The sequence below is a fragment of the Mesorhizobium sp. P3_B5 genome (assembly GCF_056402815.1).
In genome coordinates, this window is record NZ_JBFUGR010000006.1 from 402,919 (window position 1) to 425,117 (window position 22,199).

The 22,199-nt window shown below is 64.7% G+C and carries 21 protein-coding genes and 1 riboswitch; of the genes, 8 read left to right on the forward strand and 13 right to left on the reverse strand.

All coding sequences use genetic code 11. The features are described 5' to 3' along the window. Positions 1-10: 10 nt before the first annotated feature. The 12 genes from nuoK to AC1DVW_RS18600 all read right to left on the reverse strand — a co-directional run bounded on the left by nuoK (position 11) and on the right by AC1DVW_RS18600 (position 10,960). Complete coding sequence (gene nuoK, locus AC1DVW_RS18545; protein ID WP_477244897.1) at positions 11-319, reverse strand: NADH-quinone oxidoreductase subunit NuoK; 309 nt, start codon at positions 317-319, stop codon at positions 11-13. 1 nt (position 320) lies between these two features. Continuing rightward, positions 321-941, reverse strand: a complete 621-nt coding sequence (locus AC1DVW_RS18550; RefSeq protein ID WP_477244895.1) for an NADH-quinone oxidoreductase subunit J — start codon at positions 939-941, stop codon at positions 321-323. Between the two features lie 124 nt (positions 942-1,065). Then, entirely contained in the window at positions 1,066-1,557 is a 492-nt protein-coding gene (nuoI, locus tag AC1DVW_RS18555; protein ID WP_023812382.1) for an NADH-quinone oxidoreductase subunit NuoI, read from the reverse strand. Next, entirely contained in the window at positions 1,557-2,600 is a 1,044-nt protein-coding gene (nuoH, locus tag AC1DVW_RS18560; RefSeq protein ID WP_477276978.1) for an NADH-quinone oxidoreductase subunit NuoH, read from the reverse strand. Before nuoH ends, nuoI begins: the two co-directional genes overlap by 1 nt. A 2-nt stretch (positions 2,601-2,602) precedes the next feature. Further along, positions 2,603-4,684, reverse strand: coding sequence for an NADH-quinone oxidoreductase subunit NuoG (gene nuoG, locus AC1DVW_RS18565; RefSeq protein ID WP_477324920.1), 2,082 nt, complete (start codon positions 4,682-4,684; stop codon positions 2,603-2,605). A 115-nt stretch (positions 4,685-4,799) separates the two neighbouring features. Further along, positions 4,800-5,507, reverse strand: coding sequence for an NADH-ubiquinone dehydrogenase (locus tag AC1DVW_RS18570; protein WP_477324922.1), 708 nt, complete (start codon positions 5,505-5,507; stop codon positions 4,800-4,802). Between the two features lie 81 nt (positions 5,508-5,588). Then, complete coding sequence (gene nuoF, locus AC1DVW_RS18575) at positions 5,589-6,893, reverse strand: NADH-quinone oxidoreductase subunit NuoF (RefSeq protein ID WP_477324924.1); 1,305 nt, start codon at positions 6,891-6,893, stop codon at positions 5,589-5,591. Between the two features lie 10 nt (positions 6,894-6,903). Next, positions 6,904-8,211, reverse strand: a complete 1,308-nt coding sequence (locus AC1DVW_RS18580; RefSeq protein ID WP_477324926.1) for an NADH-quinone oxidoreductase subunit E — start codon at positions 8,209-8,211, stop codon at positions 6,904-6,906. After that, positions 8,212-9,402: an NADH-quinone oxidoreductase subunit D gene (locus AC1DVW_RS18585; RefSeq protein ID WP_477324928.1), complete on the reverse strand. Its 1,191-nt coding sequence runs from the start codon at positions 9,400-9,402 to the stop codon at positions 8,212-8,214. Between the two features lie 9 nt (positions 9,403-9,411). Further along, entirely contained in the window at positions 9,412-10,017 is a 606-nt protein-coding gene (locus tag AC1DVW_RS18590) for an NADH-quinone oxidoreductase subunit C (protein WP_477244885.1), read from the reverse strand. Positions 10,018-10,022: 5 nt separating this feature from the next. Further along, complete coding sequence (locus AC1DVW_RS18595; RefSeq protein ID WP_477324929.1) at positions 10,023-10,604, reverse strand: NuoB/complex I 20 kDa subunit family protein; 582 nt, start codon at positions 10,602-10,604, stop codon at positions 10,023-10,025. Next, entirely contained in the window at positions 10,595-10,960 is a 366-nt protein-coding gene (locus AC1DVW_RS18600) for an NADH-quinone oxidoreductase subunit A (protein WP_477244883.1), read from the reverse strand. The genes AC1DVW_RS18595 and AC1DVW_RS18600 overlap by 10 nt, the downstream gene beginning before the upstream one ends. Before the next feature lie 332 nt (positions 10,961-11,292). Here AC1DVW_RS18600 and AC1DVW_RS18605 point away from each other — a divergent pair, with 332 nt between their 5' ends. From AC1DVW_RS18605 to AC1DVW_RS18640, 8 genes are all read left to right on the forward strand, one after another. Continuing rightward, positions 11,293-12,492 (forward strand): winged helix-turn-helix domain-containing protein, encoded by a 1,200-nt coding sequence (locus AC1DVW_RS18605; protein WP_477324931.1) that lies wholly within the window; start codon positions 11,293-11,295, stop codon positions 12,490-12,492. Between the two features lie 29 nt (positions 12,493-12,521). After that, positions 12,522-12,725: riboswitch (cobalamin riboswitch) on the forward strand. Positions 12,726-12,764: 39 nt separating this feature from the next. Beyond that, complete coding sequence (locus AC1DVW_RS18610; protein WP_477324933.1) at positions 12,765-13,196, forward strand: DUF1636 family protein; 432 nt, start codon at positions 12,765-12,767, stop codon at positions 13,194-13,196. A 2-nt stretch (positions 13,197-13,198) separates the two neighbouring features. Then, positions 13,199-14,236, forward strand: a complete 1,038-nt coding sequence (gene cobW, locus AC1DVW_RS18615; protein ID WP_477324935.1) for a cobalamin biosynthesis protein CobW — start codon at positions 13,199-13,201, stop codon at positions 14,234-14,236. 18 nt (positions 14,237-14,254) lie between these two features. Beyond that, positions 14,255-17,833 (forward strand): cobaltochelatase subunit CobN, encoded by a 3,579-nt coding sequence (cobN, locus tag AC1DVW_RS18620; protein ID WP_477324937.1) that lies wholly within the window; start codon positions 14,255-14,257, stop codon positions 17,831-17,833. Continuing rightward, positions 17,830-19,317, forward strand: a complete 1,488-nt coding sequence (gene cobG, locus AC1DVW_RS18625) for a precorrin-3B synthase (protein ID WP_477324939.1) — start codon at positions 17,830-17,832, stop codon at positions 19,315-19,317. Before cobN ends, cobG begins: the two co-directional genes overlap by 4 nt. 2 nt (positions 19,318-19,319) lie before the next feature. Next, positions 19,320-19,952, forward strand: coding sequence for a precorrin-8X methylmutase (locus AC1DVW_RS18630; RefSeq protein WP_477324941.1), 633 nt, complete (start codon positions 19,320-19,322; stop codon positions 19,950-19,952). Next, entirely contained in the window at positions 19,949-20,707 is a 759-nt protein-coding gene (locus AC1DVW_RS18635) for a precorrin-2 C(20)-methyltransferase (protein WP_477324943.1), read from the forward strand. Before AC1DVW_RS18630 ends, AC1DVW_RS18635 begins: the two co-directional genes overlap by 4 nt. Next, a complete protein-coding gene (locus AC1DVW_RS18640) occupies positions 20,704-21,468 on the forward strand; it encodes a precorrin-3B C(17)-methyltransferase (RefSeq protein ID WP_477324945.1) in 765 nt (254 codons plus the stop codon). The genes AC1DVW_RS18635 and AC1DVW_RS18640 overlap by 4 nt, the downstream gene beginning before the upstream one ends. Here AC1DVW_RS18640 and AC1DVW_RS18645 read toward each other — a convergent pair. Beyond that, entirely contained in the window at positions 21,432-22,199 is a 768-nt protein-coding gene (locus AC1DVW_RS18645) for a cobalt-precorrin-6A reductase (RefSeq protein WP_477324947.1), read from the reverse strand. The genes AC1DVW_RS18640 and AC1DVW_RS18645 overlap by 37 nt on opposite strands.

Below are 22,199 nucleotides of genomic sequence, written 5' to 3' on the forward strand. Positions count from 1 at the left end.
GTGGTTCCCGTCAACCCTTCATCATGTTCACGTCTTCGACCGCGATCGAGCCGCGGTTGCGGAAGAAGACGACGAGAATGGCAAGACCGATCGCGGCTTCAGCCGCCGCGACCGTCAGCACGAACAGCGCGAACACCTGTCCGACAAGATCGCCGAGTGCCGCCGAGAAGGCGACGAAATTGATGTTGACGGCGAGCAGGATCAGCTCGATCGACATCAGGATGACGATGATGTTCTTGCGGTTGAGGAAGATGCCGAACACGCCGAGCGTGAACAGGATCGCCGATACGGTCAGATAATGTGCGATGCCGACGACCATCTCAGAGCCCCTCGCCTGTCTTGACCTTGCGGATTTCCATGCCGGTCGCCGGCGTGCGGCCGACCTGGGCCGCGATCGACTGCCGCTTGACGCCCGGCTTGTGGCGCAGCGTCAGAACGATGGCGCCGATCATGGCGACCAGCAGCACGAGGCCCGAAATCTGGAAGTAGTAGAGATAGTCGGTATAGAGGATGTCGCCGAGTGCTGCCGTGTTTGTCCGTGCGGCAAGATCGGGGATCGGTTTTGACACTGTCGACGCCAGCTGCGGCGCGAATGTATAGCCGCCGAGCACGACGATCAGTTCCGCCGCCAGGATCAGCCCGACCAGCGCGCCGATCGGCGCATATTGCAGGGCGCCTTCCTTCATCTCGGCGAAATCGACGTCGAGCATCATGACGACGAACAGGAACAGCACCATCACCGCGCCGACATAGACGACGAGCAGGATCATCGCCAGGAACTCGGCGCCGGTCAGCATGAACAGGCCGGCGGCATTGAAGAAGGTCAGGATCAGGAACAGCACCGAATGCACGGGGTTGCGCGACGAAATGACCATGAACGCCGACGCCACCGCGACAAAGGCGAAGAGGTAGAAAAAGGCCGCCTCTAGTCCACTCAGCATGGGGTTCCCCCGGGGTTCCTGTCCAAACAGGACGCTCGTCCTGTTTGATTTTTGCGACCGCCTCCGGTCGGCAAGTTGCGTGTTTCCTTAGACGAGGCCCCTCGCCCCGTCCATGCGTCAAATGTCAGCGATAGGGCGAGTCCAGCGAGATGTTGCGCGCCAGTTCGCGCTCCCACCGGTCGCCATTCGCCAAAAGCTTGTCCTTGTCGTAGTAGAGCTCCTCGCGCGTCTCCGTCGCGAATTCGAAATTCGGCCCCTCGACGATGGCGTCGACCGGGCAGGCTTCCTGGCAGAAGCCGCAATAGATGCACTTCACCATGTCGATGTCGTAGCGCACGGTGCGCCGCGTGCCATCATTGCGGCGCGGGCCGGCCTCGATCGTGATGGCCTGCGCCGGGCAGATCGCCTCGCACAATTTGCAGGCGATGCAGCGTTCCTCACCATTGGGATAGCGGCGCAGCGCGTGCTCACCACGGAAGCGCGGGCTGGTCGGCCCCTTCTCGTGCGGATAGTTGATCGTCTCCTTCGGCGCGAAGAACTGGCGCATCGACAGGAAGAAAGCGCTGACGAAATCCTGCAGCAGCAGCGATTTGGCGGCCTGGGAAAGAGCGGACATCACGCAAACCCCGTAAGCTTGAGGAAGGCGGCGACGATCACCACCATCGCCAGCGAAATCGGCAGGAAGACTTTCCAGCCGAGCCGCATAAGCTGGTCGTAGCGGTAGCGCGGCACGAACGCCTTCACCATCGAGAACATGAAGAACATCAGGCAGACCTTGAGCACGAACCAGATCAGCCCCGGCACCCAGGTGAAGGGCGCGAAGTCGAAGGGTGGCAGCCAGCCGCCGAGGAACAGGATGGTGGCCAGCGCGCACATCAGCACCACGGCGACATATTCGCCGAGGAAGAACAGCAGGAACGGCGTCGACGAATATTCGACCATGTGGCCGGCGACCAGTTCCGATTCGGCCTCGACAAGGTCGAAGGGCGGGCGGTTCGTCTCGGCCAGCGCCGAGATGAAGAAGATGACGAACATCGGAAACAGCGACAGCCAGTGCCAGTCGAGGAAGGTGTTAGGCAGGCCAAGCTTCGTGCCCAGCCCATCCTGCTGCGACAGCACGATGTCCGACAGGTTGAGCGACCCGACGCAAAGCAGCACGGTGACGATGACGAAGCCGATCGAGACCTCGTAGGACACCATCTGTGCGGCCGAGCGCAACGCGCCGAGGAACGGATATTTCGAATTGGATGCCCAGCCGCCCATGATCACGCCATAGACCTCAAGCGAGGAGATGGCGAAGACATAGAGGATGCCGACATTGACGTTGGCGATGGCCCAGCCTTCATTGACCGGGATGACCGCCCAGGCGGAGATCGCCAGCACAGCGGAAACCAATGGCGCCAGCAGGAAAACGCCCTTGTTGGCGCCGGACGGGATCACCGGTTCCTTGAACACGAACTTCAGCAGGTCGGCGAAAGCCTGCAGCGTGCCCCAGGGGCCGACGACGTTGGGACCACGGCGCAACTGCACCGCCGCCCAGATCTTGCGGTCGGCGTAGAGCAGATAGGCGACCGCGATCAACAGCACGACGATCAACACGACCGACTTCAGCAGGATGATCAGCGCCGGCAGCACGTAGATGGAGAAGAAGGTGTCCATGTCTACTCCGCTGCCTGCCTGAAGCCGTTTTTCGCCAGCGCCGAGCATTCCGCCATCACGGCCGAGGCCCTCGCGATCGGGTTGGTCAGGTAGAAATCCTTGACCGGCGAAGTGAAGGTACCCTTGTTCAGCCGCCCGCCGAGCTTCGCCACCTTGGCGATGTCGTCAGCGTTGCCGGCGGCGACCTGGTCGATGCGGGCGAGATGCGGGTAGTCGCCATAGAGCTTGGCGCGCAGCTGCGGCAGCGAATCGAAGGGCAGCTTCTTGCCCAGCACATCCGACAGCGCCCTCAAGATCGCCCAGTCCTCGCGCGCATCGCCCGGCGCGAAGCCGGCGCGGTTGGTCTGCTGCACGCGTCCCTCGGTGTTGACATAGGTGCCCGACTTCTCAGTGTAGGCAGCACCCGGCAGGATGACGTTGGCGCGGTGTGCACCCTGATCGCCATGCGTGCCGACATAGACGACGAAAGCGCCGCCGGTCTTGGCCATGTCGATCTCGTCGGCGCCGAGCAGGAACAGCACATCCATCCCGCCTAGCATGCCGGCGACGTTCTTGCCGCCCTCGCCCGGCACGAAGCCGAGATCGAGGCCGCCGACGCGCCCGGCCGCATTGTGCAGCACGGCAAAGCCGTTCCAGTCGGCGCGGGCCGCGTTGACGGCGGCGGCCAGCCTGGCCGCCTGGCCAAGCACCGCCGCGCCATCCGGGCGCGCCAGCGCGCCCTGGCCGACGATGATCAGCGGATGCGTCGCCTTCTTCAGCACCTGGAAGAACTTGCCATTGCCGTCAGCCAAATCCTTCAACGATTCCGGCCCGGCGCCCAGCTGTTCGTAGTCGTAGCGCGTGTCGCCGATCTCTCCGATGACACCGACCGGCAGATTGCCGATGCGCCAGCGCTTGCGGATGCGGGTGTTGAGCACGGAGGCCTCGAAGCGCGGATTGGCGCCGATGATCAGCACCGCGTCGGCCTGCTCGATGCCTTCGATGGTCGGGTTGAAGATGTAGCTGGCCCGGCCGAGCGACGGATCGAGCGCTGCGCCATCCTGGCGGCAGTCGGTGTTTTTCGAGCCGAGCGCGGCCATCAACAGTTTCAGCGCGTAGATTTCCTCGACGGCAGCGAGATCGCCTGAAATGGCGCCGATCTTTTCGGGTGCAGCCTTCGACACCGCATCCTTGATCGCCGAAAAAGCCTCGGCCCAGCTGGTCGGCACGAGCTTGCCGTCCTTGCGCACATAGGGGCGGTCAAGGCGCTGCGTGCGCAAGCCGTCCCAGATGAAACGGGTCTTGTCGGAAATCCACTCCTCGTTCACCGCCTCGTTGACGCGCGGCAGGATGCGCATCACTTCGCGCCCGCGGCTGTCGACGCGGATCGCCGAGCCGACGGCGTCCATAACGTCGATGGATTCGGTCTTGGTCAGCTCCCATGGTCGCGCCTGGAAGGCAAACGGCTTCGAGGTCAGCGCGCCGACCGGGCAAAGGTCGATGACATTGCCCTGCAATTCCGAGGTCATCGCGCTTTCGAGATAGGTGGTGATCTCTGCATCCTCGCCGCGGCCGATCAGGCCGAGCTCGGAAATGCCGGCGACCTCGGTGGTGAAGCGGACGCAGCGCGTGCAATGGATGCAGCGGTTCATCACCGTCTTGACCAGCGGCCCGATATACTTGTCTTCGACCGCCCGCTTGTTCTCGTGATAGCGCGAGGAATCGACGCCGAAGGCCATTGCCTGGTCCTGCAGGTCGCATTCGCCACCCTGGTCGCAGATCGGGCAGTCCAGCGGATGGTTGATCAGCAGGAATTCCATCACGCCTTCGCGGGCCTTTTTGACCATCGGCGTGTTGGTGAAGATTTCCGGCGGCTCGCCATTGGGGCCGGGGCGCAGGTCGCGCACGCCCATGGCGCAGGAGGCCTGCGGCTTGGGCGGCCCGCCCTTCACTTCGATCAGGCACATGCGGCAATTGCCGGCGATCGACAGCCGCTCGTGGAAGCAGAAGCGCGGCACTTCCGCGCCAGCGTCCTCGGCCGCCTGCAGCAGCGTGTAGTGGTCGGGTACAGTGATCTCTTTCCCGTCGACCTTGAGCTTTGCCATCAATTGCCCCCGGCGGTTTTCGCCGTCTCATCTGCCTGAAAAAGATCGCTCAACCTGATGCCATTCATCATCATGCCGGCGATCTCAGCGTTTCTATCTTCAATTTGCCCCGCCCCTACTTCTTGGCCTTGGCGGCCAGCACAAGTGCCGCCGCCTGACGGGCCCACTCATCGCGGCCGATGCGGCCGTTGAGCGACAAATAATCCTCGACCCAGGCGATCTCTTCCGGCGTCCAGGCGGCAACCTGGGCAAATGTCCAGACGCCGAGGCCGTTCAGCACCTTTTCCAGCTTCGGTCCAACGCCCGATATCGCCTTGAGATCCGACGGCTTGGCCGGCCGATCCATGGCCTTGGGTTGCCGGAAATCCTCAGGCATCAGCCCGTTCGCCGCTTTGCCGACAACAGCGCTCGCATCGATCGCGGCCGGCGTCTCATTGATCGTGCGTGCGGCAATATCGGTCACATCTTGGGCGAAGGTCTGCGCCTCGGCGATCAAGGTTTTGGTCGCCGCGCGCGCCTTGGTGGACGAACTTGTCGTGGCTTCTGAAAAGCGTTCGCTTCTTGCTTCGAAATCGTCGACGATCGGCTGGAGAAGCCGCTGCGACGCCTCGGCGGCACCTGAAAGCGCGCCCATCCAGACACCGAAGGCGTGGTTGGCCAGCCCGATGCCGAGCGCCGACATCGCGGCGGCCCCCGCGACAGGGTGCGCCAAAAGGTTGACGGCGCTGGCCATCTCCTTTGGCATCATCCTCGTCAGATCTTGATTCATCTTCTCGTATTGGTCCATGTCGGGCATCGGGTAGGGTATCGAATACAGGGCCATCAATATCTCCTGGTCGTTTCTTCGTATGCCCCGCCGCGGTATGTCAGTTTCGGGCTTTCGCCCGCATTTCAAATTCTTCGACTATTCTGCCGCCACCATCACCGGTTCGGCCCGATGCGCGTTGCGTGAAAACTCGTCGATGCGCCGCTCCACCTCGCCGCGGAAATGCCGCATCAGACCCTGGATCGGCCATGCCGCCGCATCGCCCAACGCGCAGATCGTGTGGCCTTCGACCTGCTTGGTCACGTCGAGCAGCATGTCGATCTCGCGCTTCTGCGCCTCGCCGCGCACCAGCCGCTCCATCACCCGCCACATCCAGCCGGTGCCTTCGCGGCATGGCGTGCACTGGCCGCAGCTCTCGTGCTTGTAGAAGTAGGAAAGCCGCGCAATCGCCTTCACGACATCCGTCGACTTGTCCATGACGATGACGGCCGCCGTGCCAAGGCCCGACTTCAGGTCGCGCAACGCGTCGAAATCCATCGGCGCATCGATAATCTGCTCGGCAGGCACCAGCGGCACCGAAGCGCCACCCGGAATGACCGCAAGCAGATTGTCCCAGCCGCCACGGATGCCGCCGCAATGAGTCTCGATCAGTTCGCGGAACGGGATCGACATCGCCTCTTCGACCGTGCACGGATTGTTGACGTGACCGGAGATGCAGAACAGCTTGGTGCCGACATTGTTGGGCCGGCCGAAGGACGAGAACCACGACGCCCCACGGCGCAGAATGGTCGGCGCGACGGCGATCGATTCGACATTGTTGACCGTCGTCGGGCAGCCAAAGAGGCCGACATTGGCCGGGAATGGCGGCTTCAGCCGCGGCTGGCCCTTCTTGCCTTCCAGGCTTTCGAGCAGCGCCGTTTCCTCGCCGCAAATATAGGCGCCGGCGCCGTGATGCATATAGATATCAAAGTCATAGCCGGAGGTGTGGTTCTTGCCGATCAGCTTGGCCGCATAGGCCTCGTCGATGGCGCGCTGCAGCGCCTCGCGCTCGCGGATGAATTCGCCGCGCACATAGATGTAGGCGGCGATCGCGCCCATGGCGAAGCCGGCGATCAGGCAGCCCTCGACCAGCGTATGCGGGTCGTGGCGCAATATGTCGCGGTCCTTGCAGGTGCCGGGTTCGGATTCGTCGGCATTGACGACGAGATAGCTCGGCCGGCCGTCGCTCTGCTTGGGCATGAACGACCATTTCAGCCCGGTCGGGAAACCGGCGCCGCCACGGCCGCGCAAGCCAGAGGCCTTCATCTCGTTGACGATCCACTCGCGCCCCTTGGCGATCAGGCCGGGGGTGTTGTCCCAGGCGCCGCGCGCCATCGCGCCGGCCAGCGACTTGTCGAAGCGGCCGTAGATGTTGTTGAAGATGCGGTCTCTGTCAGCCAGCATTGTTCGTCCCTCAGACCGGCTTCTTGCCGAAGACGCGGATGTATTCGGCGACCCCACCCTTGGCGAGCGCCTTGGCCTGCTTGACCCAGTCGTCGCGCTCGATACGGCCGTGGAAAGCGAGATAGCCGTCCACCCACTCGCGCTCTGCCTTCTTCCAGGAAGCGACCTGCGCATAGGTGAAAATGCCAAGCGTATGCAGGGTACCCTCGATCTTCGGGCCGACGCCCGAGATCAGCTTGAGGTCGTCGACCAGCGCCGGCTTCTCGATGCCGGCCGGACGGTTCTTGTCCTCGAGCGACGGTTTGGCCTTGGCGGCTGGAATCTTGACTTCCGGCGCTTTGAAGGCCGTCACCGGCTCCGCTTTGTTCTTGGGGCCACTGCGCTGTTTCGAGACGCCCTCGACTTCCGTCGCAGCCTTGTTGGCATTGGCGGCCGAATGCAATGGCGCCGAAACGCTCGCCGCCTTTTCCACTTCGGGTGCGACCTTGACCGGTGAAGGCGATTTCAGCGACGGGCTGGTTTCGAGCGCGTCCGTCTTCGGTTTGCCGGCCTTCGACGGCGCAACGGGGGAAGCCGGCGCCTGTGACACCTTGGCAGCCGGCGCGGCGGCGGCCTGCGCGGTTGGAGCCGAGGCAGTAGAGGCTGCATCCTGGGCGGCCTTGGTTGCTGCCCTGGCTTCCTTGTCGCGGGTCGTCTTGAGGATCGCCTTTTCGCTTTTCAGCGTCGTCAGACCGGTGATCGGCTCCGACGTGGTGCGGCCATTCTGGGGTCCCGGCTGGACCTGCGCGCCCTTGCCGGCGCCGTAGAGGTCGATGATTTCGGCGAGACGTTCCGGCGTCAAATCTTCAAAAGTGTCCTTGAAAATCATCACCATCGGTGCGTTGACGCAGGCGCCAAGGCACTCGACCTCTTCCCACGACAGCGTACCCTTGTCGTTGGTGTGGAACTGGTCGTGATGGATTTTCGACCGGCACACATCCATCAGCGCCTCCGAACCGCGCAGCATGCAAGGTGTGGTGCCGCAGACCTGGATATGGGCACGGGTGCCGACCGGGTTCAGCTGGTACTGCGTGTAAAAGGTCGCAACTTCCAGCCCTCGGATATAGGGCATGCCGAGCATGTCGGAGATGGTCTCGATAGCCGCCTTGGTCACCCAGCCTTCCTGCTCCTGCGCCAACATCAGCAAGGGGATGATCGCGGATTGCTCGCGGCCCTTGGGGTATTTCTTGATCCATTGCTTGGCCGCTGCCGCATTCGCCCGGTTGAAGGCGAAGGAGGCTGGCTGGACGCTTGCTTCTGCGAGACGGCGGACTGACATTTAACGATCGACCTCACCAAACACGATGTCGAGGGAGCCGAGAACGGCGGTGACGTCGGCCAGCATGTGGCCGCGGCACAGAAAGTCCATGGCTTGCAGATGCGCAAAACCGGGCGCGCGCAGCTTGCAGCGATAGGGCTTGTTGGAGCCGTCGGAGACCAGATAGACGCCGAATTCGCCTTTCGGCGCCTCGACGGCCGCATAGACCTCGCCAGCCGGCACGCGGTAGCCTTCGGTATAGAGCTTGAAGTGATGGATCAGCGCTTCCATCGAGCGCTTCATCGCCTGGCGCTTCGGCGGCACCACCTTGCCGTCGAGGTTCGACACCGGCCCGGTGAGTTCCTTGCCGAGCAGAAGATCGACGCACTGGCGCATGATTTTCGCCGACTGGCGCATCTCTTCCATGCGCACCAGATAGCGGTCGTAGCAGTCGCCGTTCTTGCCGATCGGGATGTCGAAATCCATCTCCGAATAGCATTCATAGGGCTGCGACTTGCGCAGATCCCAGGCAGCGCCAGAGCCGCGCACCATGACGCCGGAAAAACCCCAGGCCCAGGCGTCGGCAAGCGACACCGTGCCGATATCGACATTGCGCTGCTTGAAGATGCGGTTGCCGGTCAGCAGCGCGTCGAGATCGTCGAGCGACTTCAGGAACGGGTCGATCCACTTGCCGATGTCCTCGACAAGCTTCTGCGGCAGGTCCTGGTGCACGCCGCCCGGACGGAAATAGGCGGCATGCATGCGCGAACCCGAGGCGCGCTCATAAAACACCATCAGCTTTTCGCGTTCGACGAAACCCCATAGCGGCGGCGTCAGCGCGCCGATGTCGAGCGCCTGCGTCGTCACATTAAGGATGTGCGACATGATGCGGCCGATTTCGCAGTAGAGCACGCGGATCAGCTGGCCGCGCTTCGGCACGTCGATGCCGAGCAGCCGCTCTGTGGCGAGCGCAAAGGCATGCTCCTGGTTCATCGGCGCGCAATAGTCGAGCCGGTCGAGATAGGGCACCGCCTGCAGGTAGGTCTTGTGCTCGATCAGCTTTTCGGTGCCGCGATGCAACAGCCCGATATGCGGATCGACGCGATCGACGACTTCGCCGTCCAACTCAAGAACCAGCCGCAAAACACCATGCGCCGCAGGGTGTTGAGGTCCAAAGTTGATGTTGAAATTGCGGACGGAGGTTTCAGCCATGCTGGCGTCTCAATTCGTCTTGGCTTTTTCATCGCCCGGCAGGACGTAGTCCGTCCCTTCCCATGGCGAGAGAAAATCGAAATTACGGAATTCCTGCTTCAATTCCACCGGCTCGTAGATGACGCGCTTGGCCTCGTCGTCGTAGCGCACCTCGACGAAACCGGTCAGCGGGAAATCCTTGCGCAGCGGATGGCCTTCGAAACCGTAGTCGGTCAGGATCCGGCGCAAATCGGGATGGCCGGAGAACAACACGCCATAGAGATCGTAGGTCTCGCGCTCGAACCAGTCGGCGCCTGGGAACACGCCGGTGAGCGACGGCACCAAGGTTTCCTCGTCGGCCTGAACTTTCAAGCGGATGCGCACATTCTGCTTCGGCGACAGCAAATGATAGACGACATCGAAGCGCTTGGCCCGCGACGGATAGTCGGCGCCGCAGACATCGATGATCGAGATGAACTGGCAGCGCGCATCGTCGCGCAGGAAGGTCACCACCTCGATCAGATTGCCCGGCTCGACAGCAACGGTGAGTTCGCCATAGGCAAACACCGCTTCGCCGATCCGGCCGGCCAGCTTTTCACTCAGATAGATCGAGAGTTCGCTCAGGGATGCACTCATTGGGCCTACCGTTCGATTGTGCCGGTGCGGCGGATTTTCTTCTGCAGCAGAAGAATGCCGTAAAGCAGCGCTTCCGCGCTTGGCGGGCAGCCGGGCACATAGATGTCGACCGGCACGACGCGGTCGCAGCCGCGCACCACCGAATAGGAATAGTGATAGTAGCCGCCGCCATTGGCGCAGGAGCCCATCGAGATGACGTAGCGCGGCTCCGGCATCTGGTCGTAGACCTTGCGCAGCGCCGGCGCCATCTTGTTGGTCAGCGTGCCGGCCACGATCATGATGTCTGACTGGCGCGGCGACGCGCGCGGCGCAACCCCGAACCGCTCCGAGTCGTAGCGCGGCATCGAGGTGTGGATCATCTCGACCGCGCAGCAGGCGAGACCGAAGGTCATGAACATCAGCGAACCGCTGCGCGCCCAGGTGATCAGCGCCTCGGTCGAAGTGACGAGAAAGCCCTTGTCGGCCAGCTCGTTGTTGATTTCGAGGAAGAACGGATCGTCAGACCCCACCGACCGGCCGGTGTTGGGATCGATCAGGCCCTTGGGCTTCGGCGCGACGAGCGTGCCGGAACTGTCGCTCAATCCCATTCCAGCGCTCCTTTTTTCCATTCATAGGCAAAGCCGATGGTCAGCACCGCCAGAAACACCATCATCGACCAGAAGCCCAGCATGCCGATTTTCGAGAAGGAGACCGCCCACGGAAACAGGAAGGCCACTTCCAGATCGAAGATGATGAACAGGATCGACACCAGGTAGAAGCGGATGTCGAACTTCATGCGGGCATCGTCGAACGAGTTGAAGCCGCACTCATAGGCGGAAAGCTTTTCCGGGTCGGGGCTGCGGTAGGCCACCAGGAACGGCGCCACAAGCAGCGCCAGGCCGACGACCAGAGCCACGCCGATGAACAGGACGATGGGCAGGTACGAACTCAAAAGTGCGGTCATGCAGCAGCTTCCCGTTGGCGGCCAATCCACTCTGATTACAGCAACGAACCTCAATGCGGAAGCGTGACAGTTTAACCGCTGAACCGTTTTAAGTGCCTATGCTGCAACGCGGCGAGGGTTAGCGCAGCGCTTTCGGCGAAGCAAGTCAAACCTTGTTCAAAAGACGGTGCTGGACGGCACTTCGAGAGAAACTGGTCCGTTCCGCTCCTGTTTGATTTCCTTCACTTTTTACTCCACTTTTCTCTCCTGACATGGATCCCGCCAAAACCCTGCTAGCATGACCCGGAATCATCGGCTCCATTTGCTCGAAAATCATCAGAGTCTCGTCTCCCATGAAGGAAAAGATCTCGCTCGCCATGGCTCGCCGCATCGCGCTTGCGGCCCAGGGATTCAACGATACCCGCCCCACCAGCACGCCCGACCGCCGGCACTTCGCCCGCGTGCTTTCCCGCACCGGCCTGCTGCAGATCGATTCCGTCAGCGCCGTGGTGCGCGCTCACTATATGCCGCTCTATTCGCGCCTTGGCCCCTACCCGCTGACTTTGCTCGACAACGCCGCCGTGACGCGCAAGCGCACGGTCTTCGAATACTGGGCCCACGAAGCCTCCTTCCTGCCGGTCGAAACATACCCGCTGATGCGCTGGCGCATGCAGCGGGCCGAGAGCGGCGGCGAGATGTATCTGGGCCTGGCAAAATGGGGCCGCGAACACGCGGCCTATATCGAAGAGATCTATCGCCACGTCGTCGACCAGGGTCCGATTGCTGCCTCGGCGCTCGAGGGCCAGAAAGGCTCGGGCGGCTGGTGGGGCTGGAGCCATGCCAAGCATGCCTTCGAATGGCTGTTCTGGGCCGGCCGCATCACCACGGCACACCGCCGCGGCTTCGAGCGCTTCTATGACCTGCCGGAGCGCGTGCTGCCACAGGCGATCCTCGATCTGCCGGTGCCAGCCGCCGAGGATGCGCATCGCGAATTGCTGCGCATCTCCGCCCGCGCCCACGGCATCGCGATAGCAAGCGACCTGCGCGACTATTTCCGCCTGTCGCCGGCCGACATGAAGGGACGGCTGGAGGAACTGGTCGAGACCGGCGAACTTTTGCCTATGCGCGTCGAGGGCTGGGACAAGCCGGCCTATATGCACAAAGACGCCCGTTTGCCGCGCCGGATTGAGGCTCGGGCCTTGCTGGCGCCCTTCGATCCGGTCGTCTTCGAGCGGACGCGCACTGAAAACCTGTTCAACTTCCGCTACCGCATCGAGATCTACACGCCGGCCGACAAACGGCAGTACGGCTACTACGTCCTGCCCTTCCTGCTGGGAGACCGCATCGTCGCCCGCGTCGACCTCAAGGCCGACCGTCCCGCCAGCGTGCTGCGCGTCCACGCCGCCTACGCCGAGCCCGGCGCGCCGCCTGAGACTGCCGCAGAACTGTTCGAGGAATTGAAACTGATGCAGGGCTGGCTCGGCCTGGAGCGCATTGAAGTGACGCCAGCCGGCGACCTCGGACAGCCGCTCGCCGACATCACCGCGTCGTAGACGCGCGTTGACACGCCTGCATACACAAGCCTAAATCCGATCCAGACGGTCTCTTCTCTTCAAAGGGAGGGGCCAAGAGGGAATGCGGTGCGGGATTTCGATCCCAAATCCGCGGCTGTCCCCGCAACTGTAAGCGAAGAGCCTGGGCCGAAAACCACTGGGTAACACCGGGAAGGCGGCACCCAAGGCGATGACCCGCGAGCCAGGAGACCTGCCGTCTAGGACATAAAGTATCCGATCGCCTGGCGGGTTTTCCGGGCAAGGAGCCTGATTTGGAACGCGACAGCAGTTTTTCGGCTGAAACAGCGGATATTTTGTCCGGCGGCAACGATGATGCCTTGGCCGGCGTCACCGTCATCGTCTGCGCCTCCTGTCGTGACGAGACCGGCTCCGACGCCCATCCCCGCGCCGGCGAATTGCTGGCCGACGACACGCGCCGCGCCGCCGCGGATGACAAGATCCGCATCCGAACCGTCGAATGCCTCGGCAATTGCAAGCGCCGCCTCAGCGCAGCGATCCTGCGCGACGGCTGCTGGAGCTATGTCTTCGGCGACCTGACCGCGAGCAGCGGCGCCGATCTCGTCACCGGCGCCAAACTCTTCGCCACCTCGACCGACGGCCTCATTCCGTGGCGCGGCCGGCCCGAATCCCTCAAGCGCGGCCTCGTTGCCCGCATCCCTCCCCTCGACATGCTGAAGGACTGACTATGACCGCCAACCTCTCCCGCGTTCCCTGCACCGTCGTCACCGGCTTCCTCGGCGCCGGCAAGACGACGCTGGTCCGCCATCTCCTGGAAAACGCCGGCGGCAAACGCATTGCCATCATCGTCAACGAGTTCGGCGACATCGGCATCGACGGCGAAATCCTCAAAGGCTGCGGCATCGACACCTGCCCCGAGGAAAACATCGTCGAACTCGCCAATGGCTGCATCTGCTGCACCGTCGCCGACGATTTTGTGCCCGCACTCGACCAGATCCTCGCGCTGACGCCGAGGGTCGACCACATTCTGATCGAGACGTCCGGCCTCGCGCTGCCCAAGCCGCTGGTCCAGGCTTTCCAGTGGCCGTCAGTGAAGAGCCGGGTGACTGTCGACGGCGTCATCGCCGTGGTCGACGGCCCGGCGCTGGCCGAGGGCCGTGTCGCTAACGACATGGACGCCCTGCAGGCGCAGCGCGCCAAGGACGAGACGCTCGACCATGACGACCCGGTCGAGGAAGTGTTCGAGGACCAGATCGCCTGCGCCGACCTGATCATCCTGTCGAAGAGCGATTTGATGGACGCCGCCGGCTCGGCCCGCGCCAACGCCATCATCAACGAACACTCCGCCCGCGCCGTGAAGATCGTGCCGACCTCGCATGGCAAAGTCGATCCCTCGGTCCTGCTCGGGCTCGGCCTTGCCGTCGAAGACGACATCGAGAACCGCAAGTCCCATCATGACGGCGCATTCGACCACGAACATGACGACTTCGACACGTTCATTGTCGACATTGCCTCGATCGCCAGTCCGGACGAGCTGGCAAAGCGCGTCGCCACTGCCGCGGAGCAGGAAAACGTGTTGCGCGTCAAAGGCTTCGTCGATGTCGGTGGCAAGCCGATGCGGCTCTTGCTGCAGGCTGTCGGGCCGCGCGTCAATCACTATTACGACCGCGCCTGGACTGCTGCCGATGACCGTCGCTCGCGCCTCGTCGTCATCGGCCTGAAGGGGCTGAACCGCCCGGCAATCGAGCGTATACTCGCCGGCTGATCTCAGGCACGAGCCGCGATGCACATCCTCACCACCACATCCGCCTCGCTCGACGATCTCGCCGAGCCTGTCGATCTCCGGCAGACGCCGGCGGATATCGTGGCGCTGTCCTTCACCGACAGCGATCTTGCCGGACTGGCGGCGGCATGGAAGGCCGATGCCGGCCGTTTGCCCTCGATGCGGCTGGCAGCGCTGCGCGACCTGCGCCATCCGATGTCCGTCGACCTGTGGGTCGACAGTGTAGCCCAACACGCCAAGGTCATCCTGGTTCGCATTCTCGGCGGTTACGACTGGTGGCGCTATGGCTGCGACCAGCTTGCCGCGACCGCCCGAGCGCACGGCATCAAACTGGCGCTGTTGCCCGGCGAAAGCCACGACGAGGATCTCAGGCTGATCGAAGCCTCGACGCTGCGGCGCGAAGAGCTCGATGCATTGCTGGGCTATTTCCGCGAGGGCGGCCCGGCGAATATGAGCGCGCTGGTACAGCGGTTGGCGCGGCTGGCTGGGCAAGATACGGCGGTCGCCGAGCCTGTCCCTGTGCCGAAAGCCGGCTACTACGAACCCGGACGCGGTGTCGTCCCCCTCCCCCTTGAGGGGAGGGTCCGGCCGCAGGCCGAGGGTGGGGTCGCCCGTGACGCACGCCGACCTAAGGAAACGCCACATCCAGTCGTACCGACCCCACCCGGCCGTGCGGGCCACCCTCCCCTCGAGGGGGAGGGAGACGCCGCACCTGTCATCCCCATCCTCTTCTATCGCTCGATGCTGCTGGCTGCCGATGTCGCGCCCATCGATGCCCTTTTCGACGCGCTCCGCCAGCGCGGCATCACCCCGGTCCCCATCTTCGTCTCCAGCCTCAAGGACCCGACGTCACTGGCCTTTGTCGAGACCGCGCTCGCAACGCTCAAGCCCGCCGCCATCATCGCCGCCACCGCCTTCGCCTCCGGCGCCGAGCCCGGCGTCGAAACCCTGTTCGACCGCGCCGGCGTGACCGTCTTCCAGGTCATCGTGGCGACGACCCGCCGCGACACCTGGCAAAACAACCAACGTGGCCTCGCCCCCGCCGACCTCGCCATGCATGTCGTGCTGCCGGAGCTTGATGGCCGCATCCTCGCCGGCGCCATTTCCTTCAAGGGCGAGAGCGAGACCGACCCGGCACTGGCCTTCCGCGCCTTGGCCAACCGACCAGAGCCCGACCGCGTAGCGCAGGTAGCAAACCGCATCGAAGCTTTTGTTCGCCTGCAGCAAGCGCCACGCGCGACGCGCAAGCTCGCCATCCTGATCCCCGACTATCCCAGCGCACCCGGCCGCACCGGCTATGCCGTCGGCCTCGACGTGCCGTCCAGCGTGCTCGCCATGCTGCACGACCTGAGGCAACAGGGCTACGCCGTTGAAGGGATTCCGCAAACGCCGCGCGAGTTGCTGCAGATGCTGGAGCGGAGTGGCGCCGGGCTGGGGCTGGATGAGTATCGTACCTTTTCGACGGAGCTGCCCACAGCGGCAATTGCAGCGGTAGATGCGGCGTGGGGCGCTCCTTCACCCTCCCCCTTGTGGGGAGGGTCGGTTCGCGACATTCGCGAAGCGGATGGCGCGAAACGGGGTGGGGGTAGCGGCGCACCACCCCCACCCGGCCCTGCGGGCCACCCTCCCCACAAGGGGGAGGGTAAGAGCGCTTTCCCCTTCCGCGCTGCGACCTTCGGCAACATCACCGTGGCCCTCGCCCCCGATCGGGGCCGCTCGGCCGATCGCCGCGCCGATTACCACGACCCGACCCTGCCGCCGCGCCACGAACTGATCGCTTTCGGCCTGTGGCTGCGCAAGTCGCTGGGCGTCCTTGCCCTCATCCATGTCGGCGCCCATGGCACGCTGGAGTGGCTGCCCGGCAAGACCGTAGCGCTCAGCGAAACCTGCTTTCCCGAGATCGTCACCGGCCCGCTGCCCGTCATCTATCCCTTCATCGTCTCCAACCCGGGCGAAGCCGCACAGGCCAAGCGGCGCATTGCCGCCGTCACCCTTGGTCATCTGCCGCCGCCCTTGGCTGGCGCCGGGCTGGACGAAAACCAGCACAGGCTGGAGCGGCTGGTCGATGAGTACGCCCAGGCCGACGGGCTCGACCGCCGCCGCCGCGACCGGCTGGCCAAGCTGATTGTCGAGACCGCGCAAAAGACCGGCCTTGCTTCCGAGGCCGGCGTTGCCAAAAGCGACGCGCCCGACGAAGCGCTGCGCCGCATCGACGCCTGGCTCTGCGACCTCAAGGATTTCGCCATCAAGGACGGCCTGCATATCTATGGCCGCTCGCCCGAGGGCGAGGCCGATCCGCTGCGCAAACAAAGCGCGGCGACCGAGAAGGCAGCGCTCGTCGCTGCCCTCGATGGTCGCCATGTCGCTGCCGGACCTGCCGGCGCGCCGGCGCGCGGCCGGCGCGACGTGCTACCCACCGGCCGCAATCTGTTCACGTCGGACCCGCGCACCATGCCGACGCCTACAGCCTATGATCTGGGCAAGGCAGCGGCGGAAGAAGTTGTGCGCAGCTACATGCAATCGCATGGCGACTGGCCGCGCTCGCTGGTCATCGACCTCTGGGGCTCGGCCTCACTGCGCACCGGCGGCGAAGAGATCGCGCAAGGCCTGGCGCTGATGGGCTGCCGGCCGCAATGGGATTCGGCGACCGGCCGCATCACCGGCATCGAGGTGCAGCCGCCGGCAGCGCTCGGCCGCCCGCGCGTCGATGTCACCTGGCGCATATCGGGCCTGTTCCGCGACATGTTCCCGACCCAGATCGCGCTGATCGACGCCGCCGCCAACGCCGTCGCCACCCGCGACGAGGACGCGTCGGAAAACCCGCTCGCCGCCAGAACCCGCGCTGACGGCAGGATCAGCCCGCGCATTTTCGGCACCTCACCCGGCACCTACGGCGCCGGCGTCGAAGACCTGTTGTCGAGCGGCGACTGGGCGGCGCGCGAAGAGATCGGCCGCGCCTATCTCGACGCGACATCGCATGCCTATGGCGGCGCCGACGGCGAAGGCATCGCCTCCCCCGGCGCCTTCGAAGGGCGTATCGCCGAGGCCGATCTTCTCGTCCATACCGGCGATGACCCCGGCCGCGACATCCTCGAAGGCTCCGCCGATGTCGCCTTCATAGGCGGCTTTTCGGCAGCCCTGGCCGCCCTCGGCAAGAATGCCGACGTCATCGTGCTCGACACCACCGACCCGCAAAAGCCGAAGCCGCGCTCGATCAGTGAGGCGGTGGCGCGGGTGGTGCGCGCCCGTGCGGTCAATCCGCGCTTCATAACAGGCCAGATGCGCCACGGCCCGCGCGGCGCTTCGGAATTCGCCGAGACGGTCGACCGTCTGGTCGGCTTCGCCGAAACCACGAATGCCATATCGGGCGCGCTGATCGAGGCCGTGCATGACGCTTATCTCGGCGACCCCGAGGTTCGCGCCTTCATCCTGCGCGAGAACCCGGCCGCCGCGAAGATCATCGCCGAACGTTTCCTGTCGGCACGGCGGCGCGGCCTCTGGCATCCCTTGCGCAATTCCATCGACGACGATCTGGCGGCCTTGATTGCCGAGGCTCAGGCGCTGGGGGTGGCGGCATGAACGCCTTCTCGCGCCGCGGCGCCTGCCCTGCTCTGTCCGCGCCGATGCAGACCGGCGACGGCCTGCTGGTGCGGCTCAACCCGGTCGCGGGAGGATTGTCGCCGAAGCTTTTGATCGGACTCTGCGAATCCGCCCTGCGGCACGGCAATGGCATCATGGAAGTCACCGCGCGCGGCAGTTTGCAGATACGCGGCCTGACAGCGGCTGGTGCTGCGCGGCTGGCGACGGAGGTTGATGCGCTGGGTATCGCGGTGCGTACCGGTGTGCCGGTCGAGACGGGTCCGCTGGCCGGCATCGATCCGCAGGAGATTGCCGATCCCCGGCCGCTGGCCGAACGCATTCGCGCTGCGACCGAGCAGGCCAGCCTTCCGCCACGCCTTGGTCCCAAGGTTTCGGTCGTCGTCGACGGCGGCGGACAGTTGGCCATGGATGCGGTGACCGCCGATGTCCGGCTGAATGCGGTACGGACCGGCACCGGTGTCCAGTGGAGCGTATCGGTTGCAGGTGACAGGAAAAGCGCGAAGTCGCTTGCAACGGTCGATGAAGATGCAGCGCGCGATATAGCCGTTGCCGTGCTCAGGATGGTTGCCGAGAAAGGCCGGGAGGCCCACGGAAGGGATTTGTCGGAGAGGCAGCTGGCATCTCTCGCCGGTTGGCATTCTGTCACGCCCCCCTCTGTCCTGCCGGACATCTCCCCCACGAGGGGGGAGATTGAACTCTCAGTACCGCTTTCGCCTATCGCGAATGTTGCAGCACCCCCTATTGAACCGACTGAAGACAGAGGGCCGGCGCCAAAGCTGCCAATCTCCCCACCCGTGGGGGAGATGTCCGGCAGGACAGAGGGGGGCGCGAAGGAACGCCGCCCCATCGGAACCTTTGACCTCGCCAACAACGCCACCGCCCTCGGTATCGGCCTGCCCTATGGCAGCATGCCGGCCGACAAGCTTATCAACCTCGCGCAGAGCGCCCTCACGCTCGGCGCCACCGAAATCCGCCTCGCCCCCGGCCGTGCCTTGCTTTTCCTGGGCCAACCACCAGCCGCCAACGCCCCCCTCCAAACCACCGCAACCACCCTCGGCTTCGTCACCTCCCCTGCCGACCCACGCACCCGCATCGCCGCGTGCCCCGGCACCCCGGCGTGCGCCTCCGGCCAGATCGCCACCCGCGATATTGCAGAGACCATCGCCGCCGAAAACCCCGACATCCTCGACTTCACCTTGCACATTTCCGGCTGTGCCAAGGGCTGCGCTCACCCCGGCTCAACAGCACTCACACTCGTCGGCGGCGAAAACGGAGCCGGACTTGTCGTGAACGCGACGGCAAAGGCCCTTCCTGCCGGCTACAGGCCGGGCTATGACGCCGCGCGCGGCGTCAGTCGCGTCGCCGCGATGGTCCGCAGCGCACGATTTCAGGGCGAAACAGCCGCCGCTTGCCTGACACGGCTCGGGCCGGCGGCAATCGCCGAAGCTTACCGACAGGAATGAACATGGCCGCCTACGACTACATTCATGACGGCACGGCGATCTACGAGCGCTCCTTCGCCATCATCCGCGCCGAGGCCGACCTGTCGCGCTTTTCCGAAGCAGAGGCCGATGTCGCCATTCGCATGATCCATGCCTGCGGCCAGGTCGAAGCCGCGCGACACTTCGCTTTCTCCAGCGACTTCGTTGCCGCCGCGCGCGCTGCACTTTCGGCCGGTGCGCCGATCTTCTGCGACGCCGAGATGGTCTCGCACGGTGTCACTCGCGCCAGGCTGCCGGCCGGCAACGAGGTGATCTGCACGCTGCGCGACCCGCGCACGCACGACATCGCCGCGAAAATCGGCAACACCCGCTCGGCTGCGGCCATCGACCTGTGGGGCGAGCGCATGGCCGGTTCGGTCGTCGCCATCGGCAATGCTCCGACCGCGCTCTTCTATCTGCTGGAGAAGCTGCGCGACGGCGCGCCGAAGCCGGCGGCCATCATCGGCATGCCGGTCGGCTTCGTCGGCGCCGCCGAATCGAAGGATGCGCTGGCCGAAAACTCCTATGGCGTGCCCTATGCCATCGTGCGCGGCAGGCTGGGCGGCAGCGCCATGACCGCCGCTGCGCTCAACGCTTTGGCGAGGCCGGGCCTGTGAACGCGCTTCCTAGGGGACGTCTGGTCGGCGTCGGCACCGGGCCCGGCGACCCCGAACTGTTGACGCTGAAAGCCGCCCGCGCGCTGGCCGAGGCCGACGTCGTGGCCTATTTCGCCAAGCGCGGCAACAACAGCAATGCCCGCGCCATCGTCGAAGCCCAATTCCGCCCCGGCATGACGGAACTGCCGCTGCTTTATCCCGTGACCACGGAGATCGACAAGGATCACGACGACTACCGCTCGCAGATCACGGCCTTCTATGAGGAGTCCGCCGAGAAAGTCGCCGAACACCTCGACGCCGGCAGAATGGTCGCGGTGCTCTCGGAAGGCGATCCGCTGTTCTACGGCTCCTACATGCACCTGCATGTCAGGCTGGCGCACCGTTTCCCCACAGAAGTCATTCCCGGCGTCACCGCCATGTCCGGCTGCTGGTCGGCGACCGGTCTGCCGATCGTCCAGGGCGACGACGTGCTGACCGTGCTGCCGGGCACGATGAGCGAGTTCGAATTGACCCGCCGTCTCGCCGACACCGATGCCGCCGTCATCATGAAGGTCGGCCGCAACCTGCCCAACATCAGGCGCGCACTGCTAGCGACCGGCAAATTGTCGCGCGCGGTCTATGTCGAGCGCGGCACCATGCCGGGCAGCGTCTCGATGCGACTGGCCGACAAGCCGGACGACAAGGCGCCCTATTTCGCCATTGTGCTGGTGGCCGGCTGGTCCGGCCGCCCGCCCGTAGCGGGGGGCGAAGCATGAGCGGCCGTCTCACCGTCATCGGCCTCGGGCCAGGTAATGCCGACCAGGTCACGCCGGAAGCCAGCCGCGCCGTGGCGCAGGCAAAATTCTTCTACGGCTACAAACCCTATCTCGACCGGCTCGAGCTCCGCCCTAACCAGACCCGCGTCGCCTCTGACAATCGCGAGGAGCTTGCGCGGTCGAAGGACGCACTGACCAAGGCTGCCGAAGGCTATGACGTCGCCGTCGTCTCCGGCGGCGATCCAGGCGTCTTCGCCATGGCCGCCGCCGTCTGCGAGGCGATCGAGGCCGGCCCGGCCGAATGGCGCGCCGTCGATGTCGCTGTCATCCCTGGCATCACCGCCATGCTCGCCGTCGCCGCCCGCATCGGTGCACCGCTCGGCCATGATTTCTGCGCCATCTCGCTGTCCGACAATCTGAAGCCCTGGGAGCTGATCGAGCTGCGCCTGCTGGCGGCCGCGGGCGCCGGCTTCGTCATCGCGCTCTACAACCCGATCAGCAAGGCGCGCCCCTGGCAGCTCGGCCGCGCCTTCGAATGCCTCACCGCGATCCTGCCCGGTACTACGCCGGTGATTTTCGGCCGCGCCGCCGGCCGCCCGGACGAGCGCATCGAGGTCTATCTGCTGGCCGATGTCGACGCGCAAAAAGCCGATATGGCGACCTGCATCATCATCGGCTCGCCGGAAACCAGGATCATCAAGCGCAGCGACAGGCCGGCGCTGGTCTACACGCCGCGTTCGGCAGCGGGTCCAAGAAAATGATCGACCATCGCGGCAAGCGCTTCGACGGATTCGGCGGAGGGAACGTCCGGCAAGGCAGGCCGGCGGATCATCACCACGTCGATACCCAGCGCCCGCGCCGCGGCGATCTTGCCGTAGGTCGCCTCGCCACCGCTGTTCTTGGACACGACGACATCGATACGGTGGTCCCGCAGCAGCGCGCTTTCGTCGGACTCGCGAAACGGCCCCCGCGCCAGCAGATAGGTCGCATCGGGCACCGCCAGCTTCGGCTCGACCGGATCGACGCTGCGGATGAGGTAGTGATGCTGCGGCGCCGCCTCGAAGGCGGCGACTTCTTGCCGGCCGAGCGAAAGGAAGGCGCGGCGCGGTGCTGGTCCCAGCACCTCGACCGCTTCGGCTACGGTGCCGACCAGTGTCCAGCGGTCGCCTTTGACAGGCTCCCAGCCGGGACGCCGCAGAGCGATGATCGGCATGCCGGTCTTGCGCGCGGCTTCCGCGGCATTGGCCGATATCTGCGCCGCATAAGGGTGCGTAGCGTCGATCAGCAGGTCGATGCGCATGTCGTTGAGATAGGCCGCCAACCCGCCAGCGCCACCAAAGCCACCGACCCTTGTCGGCACATTCTGCGCGACGGGATTCTCAGTACGGCCGGCGAGCGACAGCGTGATGGAGAGATCCGCGCGTGCGGCGAGCTTGCCGGCCAGTTGCCGGGCCTCGGTGGTTCCGCCAAGGATCAGAATGCGGTGGGTCAT

Excerpts from the sequence above, each read along its gene's own strand:
- nuoK (WP_477244897.1), bottom strand. The coding sequence starts at position 319 with ATGGTCGTCGGCATCGCACATTATCTGACCGTATCGGCGATCCTGTTC.
- AC1DVW_RS18550 (WP_477244895.1), bottom strand. The coding sequence starts at position 941 with ATGCTGAGTGGACTAGAGGCGGCCTTTTTCTACCTCTTCGCCTTTGTC.
- nuoI (WP_023812382.1), bottom strand. The coding sequence starts at position 1,557 with ATGTCCGCTCTTTCCCAGGCCGCCAAATCGCTGCTGCTGCAGGATTTC.
- nuoH (WP_477276978.1), bottom strand. The coding sequence starts at position 2,600 with ATGGACACCTTCTTCTCCATCTACGTGCTGCCGGCGCTGATCATCCTG.
- nuoG (WP_477324920.1), bottom strand. The coding sequence starts at position 4,684 with ATGGCAAAGCTCAAGGTCGACGGGAAAGAGATCACTGTACCCGACCAC.
- AC1DVW_RS18570 (WP_477324922.1), bottom strand. The coding sequence starts at position 5,507 with ATGGCCCTGTATTCGATACCCTACCCGATGCCCGACATGGACCAATAC.
- nuoF (WP_477324924.1), bottom strand. The coding sequence starts at position 6,893 with ATGCTGGCTGACAGAGACCGCATCTTCAACAACATCTACGGCCGCTTC.
- AC1DVW_RS18580 (WP_477324926.1), bottom strand. The coding sequence starts at position 8,211 with ATGTCAGTCCGCCGTCTCGCAGAAGCAAGCGTCCAGCCAGCCTCCTTC.
- AC1DVW_RS18585 (WP_477324928.1), bottom strand. The coding sequence starts at position 9,402 with ATGGCTGAAACCTCCGTCCGCAATTTCAACATCAACTTTGGACCTCAA.
- AC1DVW_RS18590 (WP_477244885.1), bottom strand. The coding sequence starts at position 10,017 with ATGAGTGCATCCCTGAGCGAACTCTCGATCTATCTGAGTGAAAAGCTG.
- AC1DVW_RS18595 (WP_477324929.1), bottom strand. The coding sequence starts at position 10,604 with ATGGGATTGAGCGACAGTTCCGGCACGCTCGTCGCGCCGAAGCCCAAG.
- AC1DVW_RS18600 (WP_477244883.1), bottom strand. The coding sequence starts at position 10,960 with ATGACCGCACTTTTGAGTTCGTACCTGCCCATCGTCCTGTTCATCGGC.
- AC1DVW_RS18605 (WP_477324931.1), top strand. The coding sequence starts at position 11,293 with ATGAAGGAAAAGATCTCGCTCGCCATGGCTCGCCGCATCGCGCTTGCG.
- cobW (WP_477324935.1), top strand. The coding sequence starts at position 13,199 with ATGACCGCCAACCTCTCCCGCGTTCCCTGCACCGTCGTCACCGGCTTC.
- cobN (WP_477324937.1), top strand. The coding sequence starts at position 14,255 with ATGCACATCCTCACCACCACATCCGCCTCGCTCGACGATCTCGCCGAG.
- cobG (WP_477324939.1), top strand. The coding sequence starts at position 17,830 with ATGAACGCCTTCTCGCGCCGCGGCGCCTGCCCTGCTCTGTCCGCGCCG.
- AC1DVW_RS18630 (WP_477324941.1), top strand. The coding sequence starts at position 19,320 with ATGGCCGCCTACGACTACATTCATGACGGCACGGCGATCTACGAGCGC.
- AC1DVW_RS18640 (WP_477324945.1), top strand. The coding sequence starts at position 20,704 with ATGAGCGGCCGTCTCACCGTCATCGGCCTCGGGCCAGGTAATGCCGAC.
- AC1DVW_RS18645 (WP_477324947.1), bottom strand. The coding sequence starts at position 22,199 with ATGACCCACCGCATTCTGATCCTTGGCGGAACCACCGAGGCCCGGCAA.